Source organism: Streptomyces sp. NPDC006296 (genome assembly GCF_040613235.1).
Taxonomy (GTDB): Bacteria; Actinomycetota; Actinomycetes; order Streptomycetales; family Streptomycetaceae; genus Streptomyces.
The window spans coordinates 19921-38023 of record NZ_JBEXRT010000054.1; the positions used below are offsets into that span (position 1 = coordinate 19921).

Genomic DNA, 18103 nt, shown 5'->3' on the forward strand with positions numbered 1-18103 from the left:
GCACGGTACGGCGCGGGGACCGGACCCGTCAGGCGCTCTCGTCGGCGAGTCCGCGGACCGCGTCCGCGAACGCCTCGCCCCGCTTGTTGTAGTTCACGAACATGTCCATCGAGGCGCAGGCCGGGGCCAGCAGGACGGTGTCGCCCGGCCGGGCCAGCCGTGCCGCTTCGAGGACCGCCGCGGACATCGCCCCAGTGTCGGTCCGGTCGAGGTCGACCACCGGTACCTCGGGGGCGTGTCGCGCCAGGGCTTCGGCGATGAGTGCCCGGTCGGCGCCCATCAGCACGACGCCCCGCAGCCGCTTCGCCGCGCCGGTGACCAGTCCGTCGAAGGTGGCGCCCTTGGCGAGACCGCCGGCGATCCAGACGATCGGCTCGTAGGCGGCGAGCGAGGCCTCGGCGGCGTGGGTGTTGGTGGCCTTGGAGTCGTCGATGTACGTGACACCGGCGACGTCGGCCACGTGCTCGATGCGATGGGCGTCCGGGCGGAAGGCCCGCAGTCCGTCGCGCACCGCGGCGGGCGGCACCCCGAACGCGCGGGCCAGCGCCGCCGCGGCCAGGGCGTTGGCGATGTTGTGCGGGGCCGGCGGGTCGACGTCGCCGACCTCGGCGAGCTCCTGGGCCTGCTGGTGGCGGTCGGGGACGAAGGCCCGGTCGACGAGGATGCCGTCGACCACCCCGAGCTGCGAGGGGGCCGGTGTGCCGAGGGTGAAGCCGATGGCCCGGCAGCCCTCCTCGACATCGGCCTCGCGCACGAGGTCCTCGGTCGCCGCGTCCTGCGCGTTGTACACGCAGGCGACGCTGTTGCCCTCGTAGATCCGGCCCTTGTCGGCGGCGTAACCGGCCATGGAGCCGTGCCAGTCGAGGTGGTCGGGGGCCAGGTTGAGGACGGCCCCGGAGTGGGCGCGCAGCGACGGCGCCCAGTGGAGCTGGTAGCTGGAGAGCTCGACGGCGAGCACGTCGTACGGCTCGTCGCCGAGCACCGCGTCCAGCAGGGACACCCCGATGTTCCCGACGGCGGCCGTGCGCAGGCCGGCTGCGCCGAGGATCGAGGCGAGCATCCGCACGGTGGTGGTCTTGCCGTTGGTGCCGGTGACGGCGAGCCACGGCGCGGCCCCCGGCCCCCGCAGCCGCCAGGCGAGTTCGACGTCGCCCCAGACGGGGACGTCCGCCTCGGCGGCCGCCCGGAAGAGCGCCTTGTCCGGCTTCCAGCCGGGGGCCGTGACCACGAGCTCGGTGGACCCGGGAAGGGTGTCGCCGTCGCCGAGGCGCACGGTGATCCCGAGCGCCTCCAGTTCGGCGCCCTGAGCGCGGGAGCGCTCGTCGTCGCCGTCGTTGACGACGGTGACGAGCGCCCCGCGCTCGTGCAGGGCACGGGCCGCGGGGATCCCGCTGACGCCGAGTCCGGCGACCGTGACGCGCTTGCCCCGCCAGTCCGTGCTGCTCACTTCTTGGCTGCCCATCCCGCGTAGAAGAGGCCGAGTCCGACGATCACGCACATGCCCTGGATGATCCAGAAGCGGACCACGACAAGGACCTCGGACCACCCCTTGAGTTCGAAGTGGTGCTGGAGCGGAGCCATCCGGAACACCCGCTTGCCGGTCATCTTGAACGAGCCGACCTGGATGACCACGGACATGGTGATCATCACGAAGAGGCCGCCGAGGATGGCGAGCAGGAACTCGGTGCGGGAGCAGATCGCGAGACCCGCGAGCGCGCCGCCGAGGGCGAGCGAACCGGTGTCACCCATGAAGATCTTCGCGGGTGAGGTGTTCCACCACAGGAAGCCGAAGCAGGCGCCCATCAGGGCCGAGGCGACGACCGCGAGGTCGAGTGGGTCGCGCACCTCGAAACAGGCTTCGGGGTTGGTGAGGGTGGTCGCGTTGGCGCAGGACTCCTGGAACTGCCAGAGCCCGATGAAGGTGTACGCGCCGAAGACCATCACCGACGCACCGGTGGCCAGGCCGTCCAGACCGTCCGTCAGGTTCACGCCGTTGGACATGGCGAGAATCATGAACAGCGCCCAGACGACGAACAGCACCGGTCCGATGGACCAGCCGAAGTCCTCGACGAACGAGAGCCGGGTGGACGCCGGGGTGTTGCCCCGCAGGTCGGCGAACTGGAGCGAGAGCACGGCGAACGCGATGCCGACGATCAGCTGGCCGGCCATCTTGGCCTTGGCCCGCAGCCCCAGCGAGCGCTGCTTCACGATCTTGATGTAGTCGTCGAGGAACCCGACGAGGCCCATCCCCGCCATCAGGAACAGGACGAGCACACCGGAGAAGCGCATGTCCTCGCCGGTGATCACCTTCGCCAGCACGTAGGCGATGATCGTGGCCAGGATGAAGGCGATGCCACCCATGGTGGGCGTGCCCTTTTTGCTGCCGTGGGTACGGGGGCCGTCGTCCCGGATGAACTGCCCGTAGCCCTTGCGGGCCAGGAGTTTGATCAGCAGCGGGGTTCCGACCAGGGTCAGGAAGAGCCCTATGGCCCCCGCGAAGAGGATCTGCCTCATCGGACGGCGACCTCGCCCTCGGTGGTCTCCAGCAGTGCCAGGGCGACCCTCTCCAGGCCGACCGACCGGGACGCCTTCACCAGCACGACGTCTCCCGGGCGCAGTTCACTGCGCAACAGGCCGACGGCCGCCTCTGCGTCGGACACGTGCACCGACTCCTCACCCCACGAACCCTCGTTGTATGCGCCCAGTTGCAGCCAGGAGGCTTCTTGGCCCCCGACAGCGACGAGCTTGCTGACGTTGAGCCGGACGGCGAGCCGTCCGACCGCGTCGTGCTCGGCGAGTGACGCGTCCCCGAGCTCGGCCATCTGGCCGAGCACCGCCCACGTGCGCCCCCCGGCTGCCCGTCGGGCCTTGCCCATGGCGGCCAGCGCACGGAGTGCGGCCTTCATGGATTCGGGGTTCGCGTTGTAGGCGTCGTTGACGATCGTCACACCGTCCGGACGCTCGGTGACCTCCATGCGCCAGCGGGAGAGGGTGCCCGCCCCGGAGAGCGCATCGGCGATCTCGGTCACGGACATGCCCAACTCATGGGCGACGGCGGCCGCGGCGAGCGCGTTCGACACGTGGTGCTCACCGTACAGGCGCAAGGTCACGTCGCTGCACCCGGTGGGTGTGTGGAGGGCGAAAGCGGGCCGTCCGTCGTCCGTGAGCCGTACGTTCTCTCCCCGTACGTCCGCATCCGGGGCCTCCCCGAAGAGGAGCACCCGTGCCTTTGTGCGGGACGCCATCGCGCGGACGAGCGGGTCGTCGGCGTTCAGGATCGCCGCGCCGTCCGCGGGCAGGACCTCGACGAGCTCGCCCTTGGCGCGGGCGATCGCCTCACGGCTGCCGAACTCCCCGATGTGGGCGCTGCCCACGTTGAGGACCAGGCCGATCCGGGGCGGGGTCAGGCCCGCGAGGTACTCGATGTGGCCGATGCCCCGGGCGCCCATCTCCAGCACGAGATGGCGGGTTTCCGCCGTGGCGCGCAGGGCGGTGAGCGGCAGCCCGATCTCGTTGTTGAGGGAGCCGGGCGTCCAGACCGTGGGCGCCCGGTGTTCCAGGATCTGGGCGATCAGGTCCTTCGTGGACGTCTTGCCGGCCGACCCGGTCAGCGCGACGACGCTGGTGCCGAGGCGTTCGACGACGGCACGGGCGAGGGAGCCGAGGGCGGCCACGACGTCGTCGACGACGATCGCGGGGACGCCGAGGGGGCGGGCGGCGAGCACGGCCACCGCTCCCGCCTCGACGGCGCGCCGGGCGTAGTCGTGGCCGTCGACCCGCTCACCGGCGAACGCGGCGAAGAGGGAGCCCTGCCGCACCTCCCGGGAGTCGATGACGACGGGTCCGGTGACGGTGGCGGACGGGTCCGGTACGTCGTGCGCCTGCCCGCCGACGATTCCGGCGATCTCGGCGAGGGAAAGGGCGATCACTTGGTCATCCCTGACTGTTGTTCTCGTGGGTGTGTACGCGGTCCTCGGGGGCGTGTGCGGCACCCGTGCGTCCCGATGAGCGTTCGATGGCCTCGCGCAGGACCTTGCGGTCGTCGAAGGACCGGATCACGCCGTGGACGTCCTGGCCCTGCTCGTGTCCCTTTCCGGCCACCAGCACGGTGTCCCCGGGCTCGGCCCGGGCGACCGCGGCGGCGATGGCCGCGGCCCGGTCGGCGTCGACGAGCACCTCGCCGCGCTCGTGCACGGGCACCTCGGCGGCGCCGTGGAGCATCGCGGCGAGGATCGCGAGGGGGTCCTCGGAGCGGGGGTTGTCGGAGGTCAGCACGGCGGTGTCGGCGAGCCGGGCGGCGGCGGCGCCCATCGGGCCCCGCTTCGTCGTGTCGCGGTCGCCGCCGCAGCCGAGCACGATGTGCACCCGGCCCTCGGTGACCTTGCGCAGCGAGCGCAGGACGGACTCGACGGCGTCGGTCTTGTGCGCGTAGTCGACGACCGCGAGGTAGGGCTGTCCGGCGTCGACGCGTTCCAGCCGGCCGGGCACGCCGGGGACGGCCGCGACGCCGTCGGCGGCGATCTGCGGGTCGATGCCGGCCACGGCCAGGGTGACGATCGCGGCGAGGGTGTTGGCGACGTTGAACGGGCCGGGCAGCGGGGCCCGGGCGGTGATGCGCTCGCCCTTGGGCCCGACCACGGTGAAGGTGCTGTCCCGGGGGCCGACCTCGACGTCCTCGGCACGCCACTCGGCGTCCGGGTGGCCCTCCGTGGAGAAGGTGACCACCGGCACGGACGCCTCGTCGACCAGCCTGCGGCCGTACTCGTCGTCGAAGTTGACGACGCCGATCCTGCTGCGCTCCGGGGTGAACAGCTGCGCCTTGGCCTGGAAGTAGTCCTCCATCCCGGAGTGGAACTCCATGTGCTCCGGGCTGAGGTTGTTGAACACGGCGACGTCGAAGACGCAGCCGTCGACCCGCCCGAGCACCAGGGCGTGGCTGGAGACCTCCATGGCCACGGCCTCGACGCCGCGTTCCCGCATGACCGCGAAGAGGGCCTGGAGGTCGGTGGCTTCGGGGGTGGTCCGCTCGGACTTGATGCGCTCGTCGCCGATCCGCATCTCGACGGTGCCGATCAGCCCGGTGCTGCGTCCGGCGCCGCGCAGCCCGCCCTCGACGAGGTACGCGGTGGTGGTCTTGCCGGACGTGCCGGTGATCCCGATCTGGAGGAGGCCGGTACCGGGCCGTCCGTAGATCTCGGCCGCGAGGTCGCCCATCCGGGCGCGCGGGTCGTCGGTGACGAGCACCGGCAGGCCGGTGGCGGCGGCGCGTTCGGCGCCCGCCGGGTCGGTGAGGATCGCGGCGGCCCCGAGGCCTTCGGCCTGGGCGGAGAAGTCGGCGCCGTGGAAGCGGGCACCGGGCAGAGCCGCGTACACGTCCCCGGGGCGCACGGCCCGGGAGTCGTGGGTGATGCCGGTGACCTCACCGGCGTCCTGCGGTCCGGCACCGAGCCGGGCTGCCAGCTCTCCGAGGGACGTCGGCCTGAGCCGGTCCGGTCGGGGCGCTCCCGGGTAGGTCACAGGCGCGTCCTTCTGAGTGGTTTGGAACTGATCAGCGTGGGGCACGGCGGTGAGCGTACCGGGCGGACCCGGCCTCTCGCGAAGTGAGGGGCCGGGGTTGCGGTACTTCTCGTTCCGGTTCCCGGGATCGGGGGTGATGGTCGTCACTGCGGGCTCCGCGCGTCACTCGCCGGGCTTGAAGGACACCGGCATCCGGGCGGGTGAGCTGCCGGACGGGGGTGCCTGGAGGGTCTTGAGGGCGAACTCCATGACCTTCTTGTAGATGGGGCCGCAGATCTGGCCGCCGAAGTAGCTGCCCTTGGTGGGGTTCTGGATGGCGCAGTAGACGGTGACCTGCGGGTCGTCGGCCGGGGCGAAGCCCGCGAAGGACGCGGTGTAGCCCTTGTAGACCCCGTGTACCGGGTCGACCCGGTTGGCCGTGCCCGTCTTGCCCGCGACCCGGTAGCCCTGGATGTGGGCCTTGGTCCCGGTGCCCTCACGGTCGTCCACGACGGACTCCAGCATCTTCGCCAGCGTCCCGGCCGTCTTCTCGCTGACCACCCGGGTCCGCTTCGGGGCGTCGGAGGCCTGGTAGCGGCCGTCCTCGTCCTTGGTCGCGCGGACGAGGGTCGGTTCGATGCGGACCCCGCCGTTGGCGACGGTCTGGTAGACCGAGGCGGCCTGCATGGCGTTGAGGGAGAGCCCCTGCCCGAAGGGGATCGTGTACTGCTGCGAGGTGGACCAGTCCTGGGGCTTGGCCACGATGCCGGGCGACTCGCCCGGGTAGTCGAGCCCGGTGGTGCTGCCCAGGCCGAACTTGCGCAGGTAGGAGTACAGGACCTCGTTGGCCTCGGGCTGGGTCTTCCCCAGCTGCCCGGTGGCCAGGATGGTGCCGATGTTGCTGGACTTGGCGAGCACGCCGTTGAGCGTGAGGTACCAGGTCGGGTGGTCGACGTCGTCCCGGAAGAGCCGGTCGCCCCGGTGCAGCCGGTTGGGGACGGTGACGTGCGTGTCCGGGGTGGCCGCGCCCTCCTCCAGCACGGCGGCGATGGACATGACCTTGCTGGTGGAGCCCGGTTCGTACACGTCCTGGAGGGCCGCGTTGCCCAGGGCGGCCGCGTTGCTCTGCGCGAGGTCGTTCGGGTCGTAGCCCGGGGCGTTGGCCATGGCCAGCACCTCGCCGGTCCTCGTGTTCTGGACGATCACGTAACCGCGGTCCGCCCGGGACTTCTCCACCTGGTCGGCGATGGCGCGCTGGGCGGCCCACTGGATGTCGCGGTCGATGGTCAGCTCGACGTCGGTGCCGGCGACGGCGGGGATCTCCGTGGAGCCGGCCGTCGGGACGGGGCGGCCGCCCGCCTGGGCGTAGCGGATCTTGCCGTCCTCGCCCTGGAGCTGCTTGTTCAGCTGCGCCTCCAGGCCGCCGCCGCCCTTGCCCTCGGCGTTGACGAATCCCAGTATCCCGGCGGCGAGGCCGCCGTTGGGGTAGACCCGCCTGGTGGTCGGCTCCTGGAGGACCCCGGCCAGGACGTTGGCCCCGGGGCCGCCGTCGGCCCGGTCCTCGGCCGCCTTCTCCGCGAGGACGGACTTGAGGTCCTTGATCTGCTTCCAGATCTGCGGGGTCTGCCGGCGTGCCAGGACCGTGTAGCGGCTCTTCGGGGTGGAGAGCTTCTCCGCCAGCTCCGCCTCGTCCTTGCCGAGGATCGGGGCGAGCAGCGCCGCCGCCTGCTGCGGTGCGTCGGGGGCCTTGCTCTCCTCCGGGGTGAAGAGCTTGGGGTCGGCGGTGATGTCGTGCGCGTCGACACTGGTGGCCAGGGCGATCCCGCTGCGGTCGGTGATCTCCCCGCGTTCGGCGGCGACCGTGTACTCCAGATAGCGGTTCTTCTCGGCCTTGGCCGCGTAGGCCCCGGCGTCGACCGCCTGGACCTGGAGCAGCCGGACGACGAACGCCAGCATGACGAGGGTCAGGCAGAGGCTGATCAGGCGCAGCCGGGGGCGCGGGCTGCCCAGGCGGATGGGCTGCGCGGAGGTTCCGCGCCGCTTCCGGGGCGCCGCAGGACGCCGGGGGGGCCGGTCCTCGGCACGGGCGGCGGGCCGGGCGCGCCCGGGACCGCCTGTGGCGTTACGGGAGCGCGCGGGGCCGGGTACGCGACGGCGCGGCGGTTCCTTGGACGGCACTGCGTCACCTGCCGGTGCTGGTCGGGGTGGGAGCGGGGTCCGCCGCTTCCGCGGACGGCGCCCCGGGAGCGGGCGAGGGAGCGGGCGGGGCGGAGGCCGGCGCCGGGGCGGAGGGGGACACCGAACCGGACGGGGACGCCTCCCCCGTGGGCGCGGTGGCGCTCGCGCCGGGCTCCGCGTCCGCGGTGGAGCTCGCGTCCGCGGAGGGGGAAGGCGGGGCGGAGGGGGAAGGGGGCAGTGCGGTGGCCCGTTCGGGCACCCCGCTGATCGTGCCGTCCCGGTTGAGGAAGGCGGGGCTGCCGCCGGGGACCATGCCCAGCTCCCTGGCGCGGCGTTCCAGGGCGTCCGGCTCGGCATAGCTGTCGACGTCCCGCTGGAGCGCCTGCTGCTCGTCGGTGAGCTCGGTGGTCTCCCGCTTCAGCTTGCTCAGCCTGAACGAGCCCTCGTTGAGCGCCGAGTTCAGCAGCAGGAGCGAGATCAGGCCGCCCGCGAGGAGCAGGACGACCAGCAGCACGAAGGGGGTGCGGGCGGCGGTGCTCGGGCCCGACGGCATCAGCCGGGCGAGCCGGCCGGCCCTCCCCTTCGCCTGCTCGGCCGTCCCGGTCACCGGCTCTCCACCGGCCTCGTCCCGGTGCGGCCCGTCCGGCGGGGTGCGCTCATCGCTCCTCCTCGCGGATCCGCTGGGCGCCGCGCAGCCGCGCGGGGGCGGCGCGCCGGTTCTCCGCGACCTCCTCCTCGGCGGGCAGCTCGGCGCCGCGGGTCAGCAGCTTCAGCCGGGGCTGGTAGCGCTCGGGCACGACGGGCAGTCCGGGCGGCGCCGTGTTGGCCGCACCGGCCGCGAAGACCTGCTTGACCAGGCGGTCCTCGAGCGAGTGGTACGAGAGGACGGCGATCCGGCCGCCGACGGCGAGGCTGCCGACCGCGGCGGGCACGGCCCGTTCCAGGACGGTGAGTTCACCGTTGACCTCGATGCGCAGGGCCTGGAAGGTGCGCTTGGCGGGGTTGCCGCCGGTGCGCTTGGCCGCCTGCGGCAGGGAGTCGCGGATCAGCTCGACGAGGCGGGCGCTGTTGCTGAACGGTTCCTTCTCACGCTCGCGCACGACGGCCGAGACGATGCGCTTGGCCTGCTTCTCCTCGCCGTACGCGCGCAGGATCCGGACGAGTTCGCCCGGCGGGTAGGTGTTGAGCACCTCGGCCGCGCCGATGCCGGTCGTCTGGTCCATGCGCATGTCGAGGGGCGCGTCCTGGGCGTAGGCGAAGCCGCGGTCGGCCTCGTCCAGCTGCATGGAGGAGACGCCGAGGTCGAACAGCACGCCCTGGACCTTGGGAATGCCCAGCCGGTCCAGGACCTCGGGCAGTTCGTCGTAGACGGCGTGCACCAGGGTGGCGCGGTCGCCGTACGGGGCGAGGCGCTCGCCGGACAGCCTCAGCGCCTCCTTGTCGCGGTCCAGCGCGACCAGCCGGGCCGCGGGGAAGGCCGCGAGCAGGGCCTCGCTGTGGCCGCCGAGCCCGAGGGTGCAGTCGACGACGACGGGGGGCTGCGGTCCGGTCGCCTCCAGAGCCGGGGCCAGCAGGTCCAGGCATCGCTGGAGCATCACCGGGACGTGTCGGGTCTGGCTCAAAGCGCCCTCTCAGGCTCTGCCCCGGGTGGCCGTACACGCGGTCTGGTCCCCGCCCGCCCGGAAGGGGAGGTCGGCCGGCGCCGGGGAAGGGGGCGTCGGCCGGCCGTCGGGCGGGAGAGGGCCGGGCCGCGTGTACGCCGCACACCACGGGGAACGCGAAACATGTAAAAATATGCGGAATGTGCAGGCGTGTCGGTAACTTCGGGTCACTTTAGTCCACCCTGCCATTCGATCCGGTCCCGATCAACGAACCGCGCTGCGCGTCGCTCCGCAGCGACGCGTCCGGGATCCTCACCCCGGGCCGGCCGCCGCACCCCGCGGCCTGTGGGTTAGCTCACAACAAGCGTCGTTGGCGTTCTTTGTCCCCTTCCACAGCCCGTCCGGAGGGACGGCGAAGGATAACGTCGTAGCCATGTCGACTTCTGCGCAGCCTTTCGCCGAGACCGATTCCCCCACCCCCTCCCCCACCGCCTCAGCCGACCGGACGGTCACCGACCGCCTGGTCGGGCTGAACACGCAGTACGCGGAGGCCTTCACCGACCCGGGCATGGACGCACGTCCCGTGCTGAAGGTGGCCGTGGTCGCCTGCATGGACGCCCGCCTCGACCTCCACCGGGCGCTCGGCCTGGAACTGGGCGACTGCCACACCATCCGCAACGCGGGCGGCGTGGTCACCGACGACGTGCTGCGTTCCCTGACGATCAGCCAGCGGGCGCTCGGCACCCGCAGCGTCATCCTCATCCACCACACGAACTGCGGCATGGAGTCGCTGACCGAGGGCTTCCGCCAGGAGCTGGAGCTGGAGGTCGGGCAGCGCCCGTCCTGGGCGGTGGAGGCCTACTCGGACGCCGACCAGGACGTCCGCCAGTCGATGCAGCGGGTGCGCACCTCGCCGTTCCTGCTGCACACGGACGACGTCCGCGGCTTCGTCTTCGACGTGACCACGGGCAAGCTGCGCGAGATCCTTCCCGCCACCTGAGAGAGACCGGCCACCACCCCGACATACGGACCACACCCGGCATTTCGCCCTCCGTTGTCCACAGGCGAGTGACAGGGAGCGGTGACCCCAACAAGAATGCGGGTGTGACGTCCCTCCGGGTCCTCCGGAGAGATGTCCGTATATCGGGGCGGGCCGGGCAGCTTTCCGCGCGGGCCCGAGCACAAGGGCCGAGGAGGGCCGGGTGACGACCTATGACGATCGAGCGAGCCTCACAGATCTGACCACCACAGCCGAGCGGGTACGCAGGTCGGTCGAGGGTGTGATCGAGGGCAAGCCTGAGGTCGTACGGCTCTCGCTGACCGTGCTGCTCGCGGAGGGGCACCTCCTGATCGAGGACGTCCCGGGCGTGGGCAAGACCATGCTGGCCAAGGCACTGGCGCGGTCGGTCGACTGCTCGGTGCGGCGCATCCAGTTCACGCCCGACCTGCTGCCCTCGGACATCACCGGGGTGTCGATCTTCGACCAGCAGCGGCGGGACTTCGAGTTCAAGCCCGGTGCGATCTTCGCCCAGATCGTGATCGGCGACGAGATCAACCGAGCCTCGCCGAAGACCCAGTCGGCGCTGCTGGAGTCGATGGAGGAGCGCCAGGTCACGATCGACGGGCAGAGCTACGAACTGCCCGATCCCTTCATGGTGGTGGCGACGCAGAACCCGGTGGAGATGGAGGGCACCTACCCGCTCCCCGAGGCGCAGCGCGACCGCTTCATGGCCCGGGTGTCGATGGGGTACCCGAGCGCCGAGGCGGAGCTCCGGATGCTCGACGTGCACGGCGGCCCGTCGCCGCTGGACGACCTGCAACCGGTGGCGCACGCCCACGACATCGCGAAGCTGATCGAGGCGGTGCGCACGGTGCACGTCGCCGAGGCCGTCCGGCGGTACGCCGTGGACCTGGTGTCCGCCACCCGCCGGCACCCCGATCTCCGGCTGGGCGCCTCGCCCCGCGCGACCCTCCACCTGGTGCGGGCCGCCAAGGCGTCCGCCGCGCTGAGCGGCCGGGACTACGCCCTGCCGGACGACGTCCAGGCGCTCGCGGTCGCGGTGCTGTCCCACCGGCTGCTGCCGACGGCCCAGGCGCAGCTCAACCGGCGCACGGCCGAGCAGGTCGTGCTGGACATCCTGCAGCACACCCCGGTGCCGGCCTCGGGCGGCGACCCCGCCCCGGCGCAGCCCCGGCACCGGCCCGGCGGCCCGGTGTACGGCCCGCAGCCCGGCGTCCGGCGCCCGTGAGGGCGGACGGGGCACCGGGCCCCGTGGACGACAGCGACGACAAGGGCGGCCTGCGGGCGGCCCTGGGCGGGCTGACGACCCGGGGGCGGTCCTTCCTGGCCGCCGGTGTGGCGGCGACGGTCTGCGCCGTCGTGCTGGGCCAGAGCGATCTGTTCCGGGTCGGCCTGCTGCTGGGAGTGCTGCCGCTGGTCTGCGTCACCGTCCTCTACCGCACCCGCTACCGGGTGGCCGGCAGCCGGCGGCTGGCGCCGTCGAGGGTGCCGGCCGGCTCGGAGGCGCGGGTGCACCTGCGCATGGACAACGTGTCCCGGCTGCACACCGGCCTGCTGATGCTGCAGGACCGCGTTCCGTACGTCCTCGGCCCGCGGCCCCGGTTCGTCCTGGACCGGGTGGAGCCGGGCGGCGTGCGGGAGGTCTCCTACCGGGTCCGCTCCGACCTGCGCGGCCGCTACCCGCTGGGACCGCTGCAGCTCCGGCTGAGCGATCCGTTCGGAATGTGCGAGCTGACGCGTTCCTTCAGCGCCTACGACACCCTGGTCGTCGTCCCCCGCACCGAGCCCCTCCCGCCGCTGCGGCCGGCCGGGGACGCCACCGGGTACGGCGACGGCAGGCAGCGGTCGCTGGCGCTGGCGGGCGAGGACGACATCATTCCGCGCGGCTACCGGCACGGCGACGACCTGCGGCGGGTGCACTGGCGCTCCACCGCGCGCCACGGCGAGCTGATGGTGCGGCGCGAGGAGCAGCCGCAGCGGGCCGGTTGCACGGTGCTGCTGGACACCCGGCGGATCGCCTACCGGGGCGGCGGGCCGGGTTCGGCCTTCGAGTGGGCGGTGTCGGGGGCGGCGTCCGCGGTGACGCACATGCTGGAGCGGGGCTTCTCGGTCCGGCTCCTGACGGACGAGGGGAGCGCCGTACCGGGCGAGGGCGGCGACGGCTTCCCGGGGGCGGGCCAGGACTCCCCGGAATCGGCGGGACTGATGATGGACACGCTGGCGGTCGTCGACCACTCCGACGGGGGCGGGTTCTCCCGCGCGCACGACGTGCTGCGCGGCGGCGAGGGGCTGCTGGTGGCGTTCTTCGGCGATCTCGACGAGGAGCAGACGGCGATGGCGGCCAGGATGCGGCAGCGCAGCCGGACCGCCGTCGCGTTCGTGCTGGACGGCGACGACTGGGCACGCGGCGGGGAGCCCGTGGCCCCGGGCCGGTCCTCGGAGCGGCTGCGGCTGCTGCGCGAGGCGGGCTGGACGGCGCTGGCGGTGCCCCCGGGTGCGGAGCTCGCACGGCTCTGGCAGCAGGCCGGCCAGGACGGCACCGGTGTGCGGTCCCCCGCGGCCGGGACGACGACGGGTCTCTCCGGGGGGCGGTCGTGAACGGGCTCGTCCGGCTGGCGCTGTGCGCCTTCGCTGCCACGCTGGCGGCGGCGGGCGCCCTGCTGCCCCTGGTGGAGACCTCGACGTGGATCGTGCAGGCCGCGGTCCTGCTGGCGTTCCAGAGCGGTGCGGGCGCGCTCGCCCGCCGGATGCTGCCGCACCGGGTCCTGACGGTCTCCCTCCAGGTGCTCGTGACCCTGCTGACGCTGACCGCGGCGTTCGCCGGGGAGCAGGCCCTCTTCGGCGTGCTCCCCGGCCCGCAGGCCCTCCAGCACCTCGCCGATCTGCTGACCGCGGGCGCCGACGACGTCGGCCGGTACGCCATCCCGGCGCCGGCCACGGACGGCATCCGGCTGATGCTGATCGGCGGAGTGCTGCTGATCGGGCTCGCCGTCGACGTCCTCGCGGTGACGTGCCGCGCCGCCGCCGCGGCCGGACTCCCGCTGCTCGCGCTCTACTCGGTGGCGGCGGGGCTCTCCGACGGCGGCGCGGGATGGCTCTGGTTCCTGCTCGCGGCGTGCGGGTACCTGGTTCTCCTGCTGGCCGAGGGCCGCGACCGGCTGTCCCGGTGGGGCCGGGTCTTCGGCGGTGTGTCCCGCACCTCGGGCGGTCTGGCCGCCGGCCTGGAGGGGTCCGGACGCGTGTCGGCCTCGGTGCGCACGGGACGCCGGATCGGGGCCGTCGCGCTGGGCATCGCGATCGCCGTACCCGCGGCGCTGCCCGCGCTGGACGGCGGGCTGCTGGACGGCACGGGCGGCGGGGCGGGCAAGGGGGGCGGCGGGGGCACCATCTCCGCGGTGAACCCGCTGGTCTCGCTCCAGAACAACCTCAACCAGCCGGAGAACCGGGAGGTGATGACGTACCGCACCACCTCCGGGAGCCCGCAGGACTTCTATCTGCGCATCCTGGCCCTGGACCAGTTCGACGGCAGCGAGTGGCGTCCGTCGACCCGCCGGCTGAGGGACGTCCCGGACCGGCTGCCGCAGCCGGCCGGGCTGGGTCAGGACGTCTCCGTCACCGAGGTCCGGACGAACATCTCGGCGTCCCGCTCGTACCAGCAGACGTATCTGCCGCTCCCCTATCCGGCGAGCGAGGTCGACGTCGAGGGCCGCTGGCGCTACGAACCCGAGGGGCGCACCCTCGTGGGCGACAACGGCCAGACGACCCGCGGTGTGCGGTACGGGGTCAGCAGTCTGGTGGTGGAGCCGACGGCCGAGCAGCTCGCCGGGGCGATGGCACCGCGTTCGGACCTGGTCCGCGAGTACACACAGGTGCCCCCGTCGCTGCCGGCCGTGGTCGGGAGGACCGCCGAGCAGGTGACCCGGGGAGCGTCCAACGACTACGAGCGGGCCGTGAAGCTGCAGGACTGGTTCGCGTCGGAGGGCGGTTTCCGCTACGACACGACGGTGGCGTCCGGCACCGGTACGGCGGCCATCGAACGGTTCCTGAAGGACAAGGAGGGCTTCTGCGTCCACTTCTCCTTCTCGATGGCGGCGATGGCCAGGACCCTGGGCATCCCCGCCCGGGTCGCGGTGGGCTTCACCCCGGGCACGGTCCAGGCGGACGGTTCGGTGTCGGTCGGGCTGCGCGACGCGCACGCCTGGCCGGAGCTGTACTTCGAGGGCGTGGGCTGGACCCGTTTCGAGCCGACGCCGTCCCGGGGCAGCACTCCGTCGTACACCCTGCCCGACGTGCCCTCCACGGATCCCTCCGACACCGCGCTGCCGGAGGACGGTGCCTCGGCGGCCCCCACGGCGGCCCCTTCGGCGACGGAGTCCTGCCCGGTGCAGATGCGCAGGCAGGGCGAGTGCGGGGCGTCCGCGGCCCCGGGGGCGGCGGACTCCTCGGATCCGGGGACCCCGGTGGGCTCGATCGCCCTGTGGGTGCTCGGCTCCCTGGTGGTCCTCGTGCTCCCGCTGCTGCCCATGCTGGGGCGGATCCGGGTCCGCAGGCGGCGGCTCGGTTCCTCCGGGGGGCGGACTCCCGCCGACGCGGCGGCACGGGTGATGGCCGCCTGGCGGGAGATCACCGACTCGGCGTGGGACCACGGCATCGCACCGGACGAGTCGCAGACCCCGCGCAGGACCGCGGCGCGTGTCGTGCGGCTGGGCGGCCTCCCGGGCACGGCGGCCGCCGCGATCCACCGGGCGGCGGGAGCGGTGGAGCGGGTGCTGTACGCACCCGAGCCGGGATCCGCGTCCGTGTCCCCCGAGGACGTCCGGGCGGTGCGGGAGGGGCTGCGGGCCTCGGCCGGACGCTGGGGCAGGCTGCGCGCGACCGTCGCGCCGCGTTCGGCCGTCCGGGTGGTCTGGGCACTCGCGGACCGGCGGGCGGAGCTCGGCCGCCGCTGGTCGGCCCGAGCGGGCCGCGACCGCTGGGCGGCCCGGCTGCGGCGCCCGACCCGACAGCAGAGCTGACGGCACCCTGGTCCGGCCGGCCGGTGGGGGTGAGTAGGCCCTGGTCCGGCCGGCCGGTAGGTGGGTAGGCCCTGGTCCGGCCGGCCGGTAGGTGGGTAGGCCCTGGTCCGGTCGGCCGGGGGCTGCCACCCGGTCCGGCCGATCGGTGGGTGGCCGCACAAATCAGGCGGCCTGCCCGCGGGCGCCGGCCTGTTCCGGCCCGGCCGGTGTATGCCGCACAGTTCCGGTCGGCCCGTGAGTGACCGCTTGTTCCGGCCGGCCGGGGACTGCCACCGGGTCCCGCCGATCGGTGCGTGGTCGCACGGATCAGGCCTGCCCGTGGGTGGCGGTCTGTTCCGGCCTGGCGAGGGGCTGCCGGACGGTCCCGTCGGCCCGTGAGCGGCCGCTTGTTCCGGCCGCCCGGTCCCAGGCGACAGGCGAATGTCGGCGCTGATTCGGCCCGCCCATGGGTGCCGGCCCGATCCGGCCCGGCCGGTGGATTTCCCGGGCGGGCGCACGCCCCCGGGCACGGGGCCGTCCGGGGGATGTGCGGGAAAGTACAGGGCTGCTGCTCCTGCGGGGCGACCCCCTCACAGGGGCACCGCGTGCAGGACAACGCGAGGGGGCACCTCGTGCAGGGCAACGCGAGCTCAAGCACGCCCCGGGAGGGCACCGCGCGAGGGCGCCCTCCGAAGGGAGCCGCGCGACGGACCTCGCGCGACGGGCACCGCATGAAGGGAACGCGTGAGGGCGGTCGCTGTGTAGCGACCGCCCTCAGCTGCGAGGTCCGGCATCACGTCCCGGCGCGGGGCCGGTGACCGGTGCGGTCACCGCCCGCCGGGACGTGGAAAGCTCACTGGCCCTGTTCGTCGCGGCGACGCTGCCACCGCTGTTCGATCCGGTTCATCATCGACCGGCGCTGCCTGGGGTGCCGGCCTTCGCCGCCGCCCCCGCTCGCACTCCCCGCCGGCTGCTGCTCACCGGGCTTCGGCGCTTTGCGCCACCCGGTGACCGCCAGCACGGCACAGCCCAGCATGACGAGGAAACCCGCCACGCTGACCCAGGTCTGCTGGAAGACCATCCCGGCCATGAGGAGCGCGATACCCACCAGAAAACCGGCCACCGCCTGGTAGACCCGTCGCCGGGTGTACCTGCGCAGCCCGCTTCCCTCAAGCGCTGTAGCGAACTTGGGATCTTCGGCGTACAGCGCTCGCTCCATCTGCTCGAGCATGCGCTGCTCGTGCTCCGAGAGCGGCACGGAGTCCTCCTCGTCGTCGGCCGCGGGGGCGACCGGTATGCGGCCCTTCCAGGATAGGCAGGGATTCGCCCCCGTGAAACCCGCCCTCTAGCCATAGCCAGTCCGGACCGCCAATTCGGCTCGGCTGCTGAGGCGTAGATTCCCCGACCTCCGATCCGTCATGCCGGACGGTGTCACCCGATCATACGGGGCCGACGGCCCGATCGGGTGTTCCGGGTATTACTCCGTCTGCGGCTGCGTTGCTGATCAGCCGGGCTCCGATCGCTTGCGCGCCTCTGCTCCGACCGTGTCGACGTCACGGCCGGACGCGCTTCTCCCCCAGAACGTGCAGCTGGGTCGCCACCGAGTGGAAGGCCGGCAGTTCCGCGACGGCCGCCTCCAGCTTGAGGAGCTCCTCCATCGCACCCGGCTCGGTGTCCACCAGAACTCCCGGGACCAGGTCGGCGAAGACCCGCACCCCGTGGACCGCGCCGACCTCGACGCCCGCGTCCTCGACCAGTGCGGTGAGCTGGTCGGCGGTGAACCTGCGGGGCACCGGGTCGCCGGAGCCCCAGCGGCCGGCGGGGTCCTTCAGCGCCTGCCGCGCCTCGGCGAAGTGCCCGGCGAGCGCCCGCGCCAGGACCGCTCCGCCGAGACCCGCGCCGAGCAGGCTGAGCGCTCCGGAGGGGCGGAGCGCGTCGACCGCGTTGCGGACGCCCTCGGCCGGGTCGTCGACGTACTCCAGGACACCGTGGCACAGCACCGCGTCGTATCCGGCCCGGTCCACGACCTCGAACAGGCCGAGGATGTCGCCCTGGACCCCGCGGACCCGGTCGGCGACGCGGGCCTCGTCGGCACGGCGCTCCAGGGCGAAGAGGGCGTTCGGGCTGGGGTCGACGACGGTGACGCGGTGGCCGAGCCGGGCGACGGGGACGGCGAAGTTGCCGGTGCCGCCGCCGGTGTCGAGCACGTCCAGCGCGTCCCTGCCGGTCTCCCGGACCCGGCGTTCGAGAGCGTCCTTGAGGACCTCCCAGACCACGGCGGTACGGAGGGAGGCACGGGGGCGCAGCTGGTCCGACACGGCAGTTGACTCCTCGGCACGGTGCCGCCACGGACGGCGGAGCGTGAACGGTGCAGGTGGTACGGGTGCTCTCCACCCTATTGCCTCGCACCGCCCCCGCGGTCACCCCGCGTCGGGCCGCTCCCCGGGGTCGTCCGTCCGGGGCTGCGGGAGGACGGGCCGGAGGGACAGCAGCCGCTCGGCCAGACGCAGGAACGCGGCCGCGTCGCGCAGCAGGCCGTCGGCGTCGTGGTCGTCGGCCGCGCCGGGTATGCCCGCCTCGGCACGGGCCCTGCGCGCGGCTCCGGAGGCGAAGAGGTCGCTCCACTCGGAGAGTTCGGGTGCGACGTCGGGCAGGACCTCCCAGGCGCTGCGGATGCGGTCGCGGCGGCGCCCGCCGGTCTCGTGCTCGCCGCGCGCGGCGAGCACGGCGGGCGCGGGGGGGAGTTCGGCGAGGTGGGCGGTGGGGTAGCGCGCGGTGGGGGTGTCGAGACCGGCGGCCGCGTCCAGGGCCCC

At 73.3% G+C, this 18103-nt stretch carries 14 protein-coding genes; 4 read left to right on the plus strand and 10 right to left on the minus strand.

The annotated features are described in order from the left end of the window. Positions 1 to 28: 28 nt before the first annotated feature. The 7 genes from murD to rsmH form a co-directional block, all read right to left on the minus strand. Positions 29 to 1462: a UDP-N-acetylmuramoyl-L-alanine--D-glutamate ligase gene (gene murD / locus ABZ172_RS27305; RefSeq protein ID WP_356887525.1), complete on the minus strand. Its 1434-nt coding sequence runs from the start codon at positions 1460 to 1462 to the stop codon at positions 29 to 31. Next, on the minus strand, positions 1444 to 2514 hold the full coding sequence (mraY, locus tag ABZ172_RS27310) for a phospho-N-acetylmuramoyl-pentapeptide-transferase (RefSeq protein ID WP_356887527.1): 1071 nt from the start codon (positions 2512 to 2514) through the stop codon (positions 1444 to 1446). The genes murD and mraY overlap by 19 nt, the downstream gene beginning before the upstream one ends. Further along, on the minus strand, positions 2511 to 3929 hold the full coding sequence (murF, locus tag ABZ172_RS27315) for a UDP-N-acetylmuramoyl-tripeptide--D-alanyl-D-alanine ligase (RefSeq protein WP_356887529.1): 1419 nt from the start codon (positions 3927 to 3929) through the stop codon (positions 2511 to 2513). The genes mraY and murF overlap by 4 nt, the downstream gene beginning before the upstream one ends. 4 nt (positions 3930 to 3933) lie before the next feature. Beyond that, entirely contained in the window at positions 3934 to 5517 is a 1584-nt protein-coding gene (locus ABZ172_RS27320; RefSeq protein ID WP_356887531.1) for a UDP-N-acetylmuramoyl-L-alanyl-D-glutamate--2,6-diaminopimelate ligase, read from the minus strand. 162 nt (positions 5518 to 5679) lie between these two features. Further along, positions 5680 to 7674 carry a penicillin-binding protein 2 gene (locus tag ABZ172_RS27325; protein WP_356887533.1) on the minus strand — a complete coding sequence of 665 codons (1995 nt, stop codon included), beginning with the start codon at positions 7672 to 7674 and terminating at the stop codon, positions 5680 to 5682. A 4-nt stretch (positions 7675 to 7678) separates the two neighbouring features. Next, positions 7679 to 8227 carry a cell division protein FtsL gene (locus ABZ172_RS27330; protein ID WP_356887549.1) on the minus strand — a complete coding sequence of 183 codons (549 nt, stop codon included), beginning with the start codon at positions 8225 to 8227 and terminating at the stop codon, positions 7679 to 7681. Between the two features lie 103 nt (positions 8228 to 8330). Further along, entirely contained in the window at positions 8331 to 9296 is a 966-nt protein-coding gene (gene rsmH / locus ABZ172_RS27335; RefSeq protein ID WP_356887535.1) for a 16S rRNA (cytosine(1402)-N(4))-methyltransferase RsmH, read from the minus strand. A gap of 412 nt (positions 9297 to 9708) precedes the next feature. Here rsmH and ABZ172_RS27340 point away from each other — a divergent pair, with 412 nt between their 5' ends. The 4 genes from ABZ172_RS27340 (at position 9709) to ABZ172_RS27355 (ending at position 15311) form a co-directional block, all read left to right on the plus strand. Continuing rightward, the gene (locus ABZ172_RS27340) at positions 9709 to 10275 is read left to right on the plus strand and encodes a carbonic anhydrase (protein ID WP_356887537.1); all 567 of its coding nucleotides are present in this window, start codon (positions 9709 to 9711) and stop codon (positions 10273 to 10275) included. Positions 10276 to 10477: 202 nt separating this feature from the next. Continuing rightward, a complete protein-coding gene (locus ABZ172_RS27345; RefSeq protein WP_356887539.1) occupies positions 10478 to 11524 on the plus strand; it encodes a MoxR family ATPase in 1047 nt (348 codons plus the stop codon). Then, entirely contained in the window at positions 11521 to 12894 is a 1374-nt protein-coding gene (locus tag ABZ172_RS27350) for a DUF58 domain-containing protein (protein WP_356887541.1), read from the plus strand. The genes ABZ172_RS27345 and ABZ172_RS27350 overlap by 4 nt, the downstream gene beginning before the upstream one ends. Next, entirely contained in the window at positions 12891 to 15311 is a 2421-nt protein-coding gene (locus tag ABZ172_RS27355; protein WP_356887543.1) for a DUF3488 and transglutaminase-like domain-containing protein, read from the plus strand. Before ABZ172_RS27350 ends, ABZ172_RS27355 begins: the two co-directional genes overlap by 4 nt. 832 nt (positions 15312 to 16143) lie before the next feature. Here ABZ172_RS27355 and ABZ172_RS27360 read toward each other — a convergent pair. The 3 genes from ABZ172_RS27360 to ABZ172_RS27370 all read right to left on the minus strand — a co-directional run. Beyond that, complete coding sequence (locus tag ABZ172_RS27360) at positions 16144 to 16548, minus strand: DUF3040 domain-containing protein (protein WP_277334422.1); 405 nt, start codon at positions 16546 to 16548, stop codon at positions 16144 to 16146. Positions 16549 to 16843: 295 nt separating this feature from the next. After that, positions 16844 to 17608, minus strand: coding sequence for a methyltransferase (locus ABZ172_RS27365; RefSeq protein WP_356887545.1), 765 nt, complete (start codon positions 17606 to 17608; stop codon positions 16844 to 16846). A 102-nt stretch (positions 17609 to 17710) separates the two neighbouring features. Continuing rightward, positions 17711 to 18103 (minus strand): SAV_6107 family HEPN domain-containing protein (locus tag ABZ172_RS27370; protein WP_356887547.1); only part of this gene is annotated, 393 nt, incomplete at its 5' end.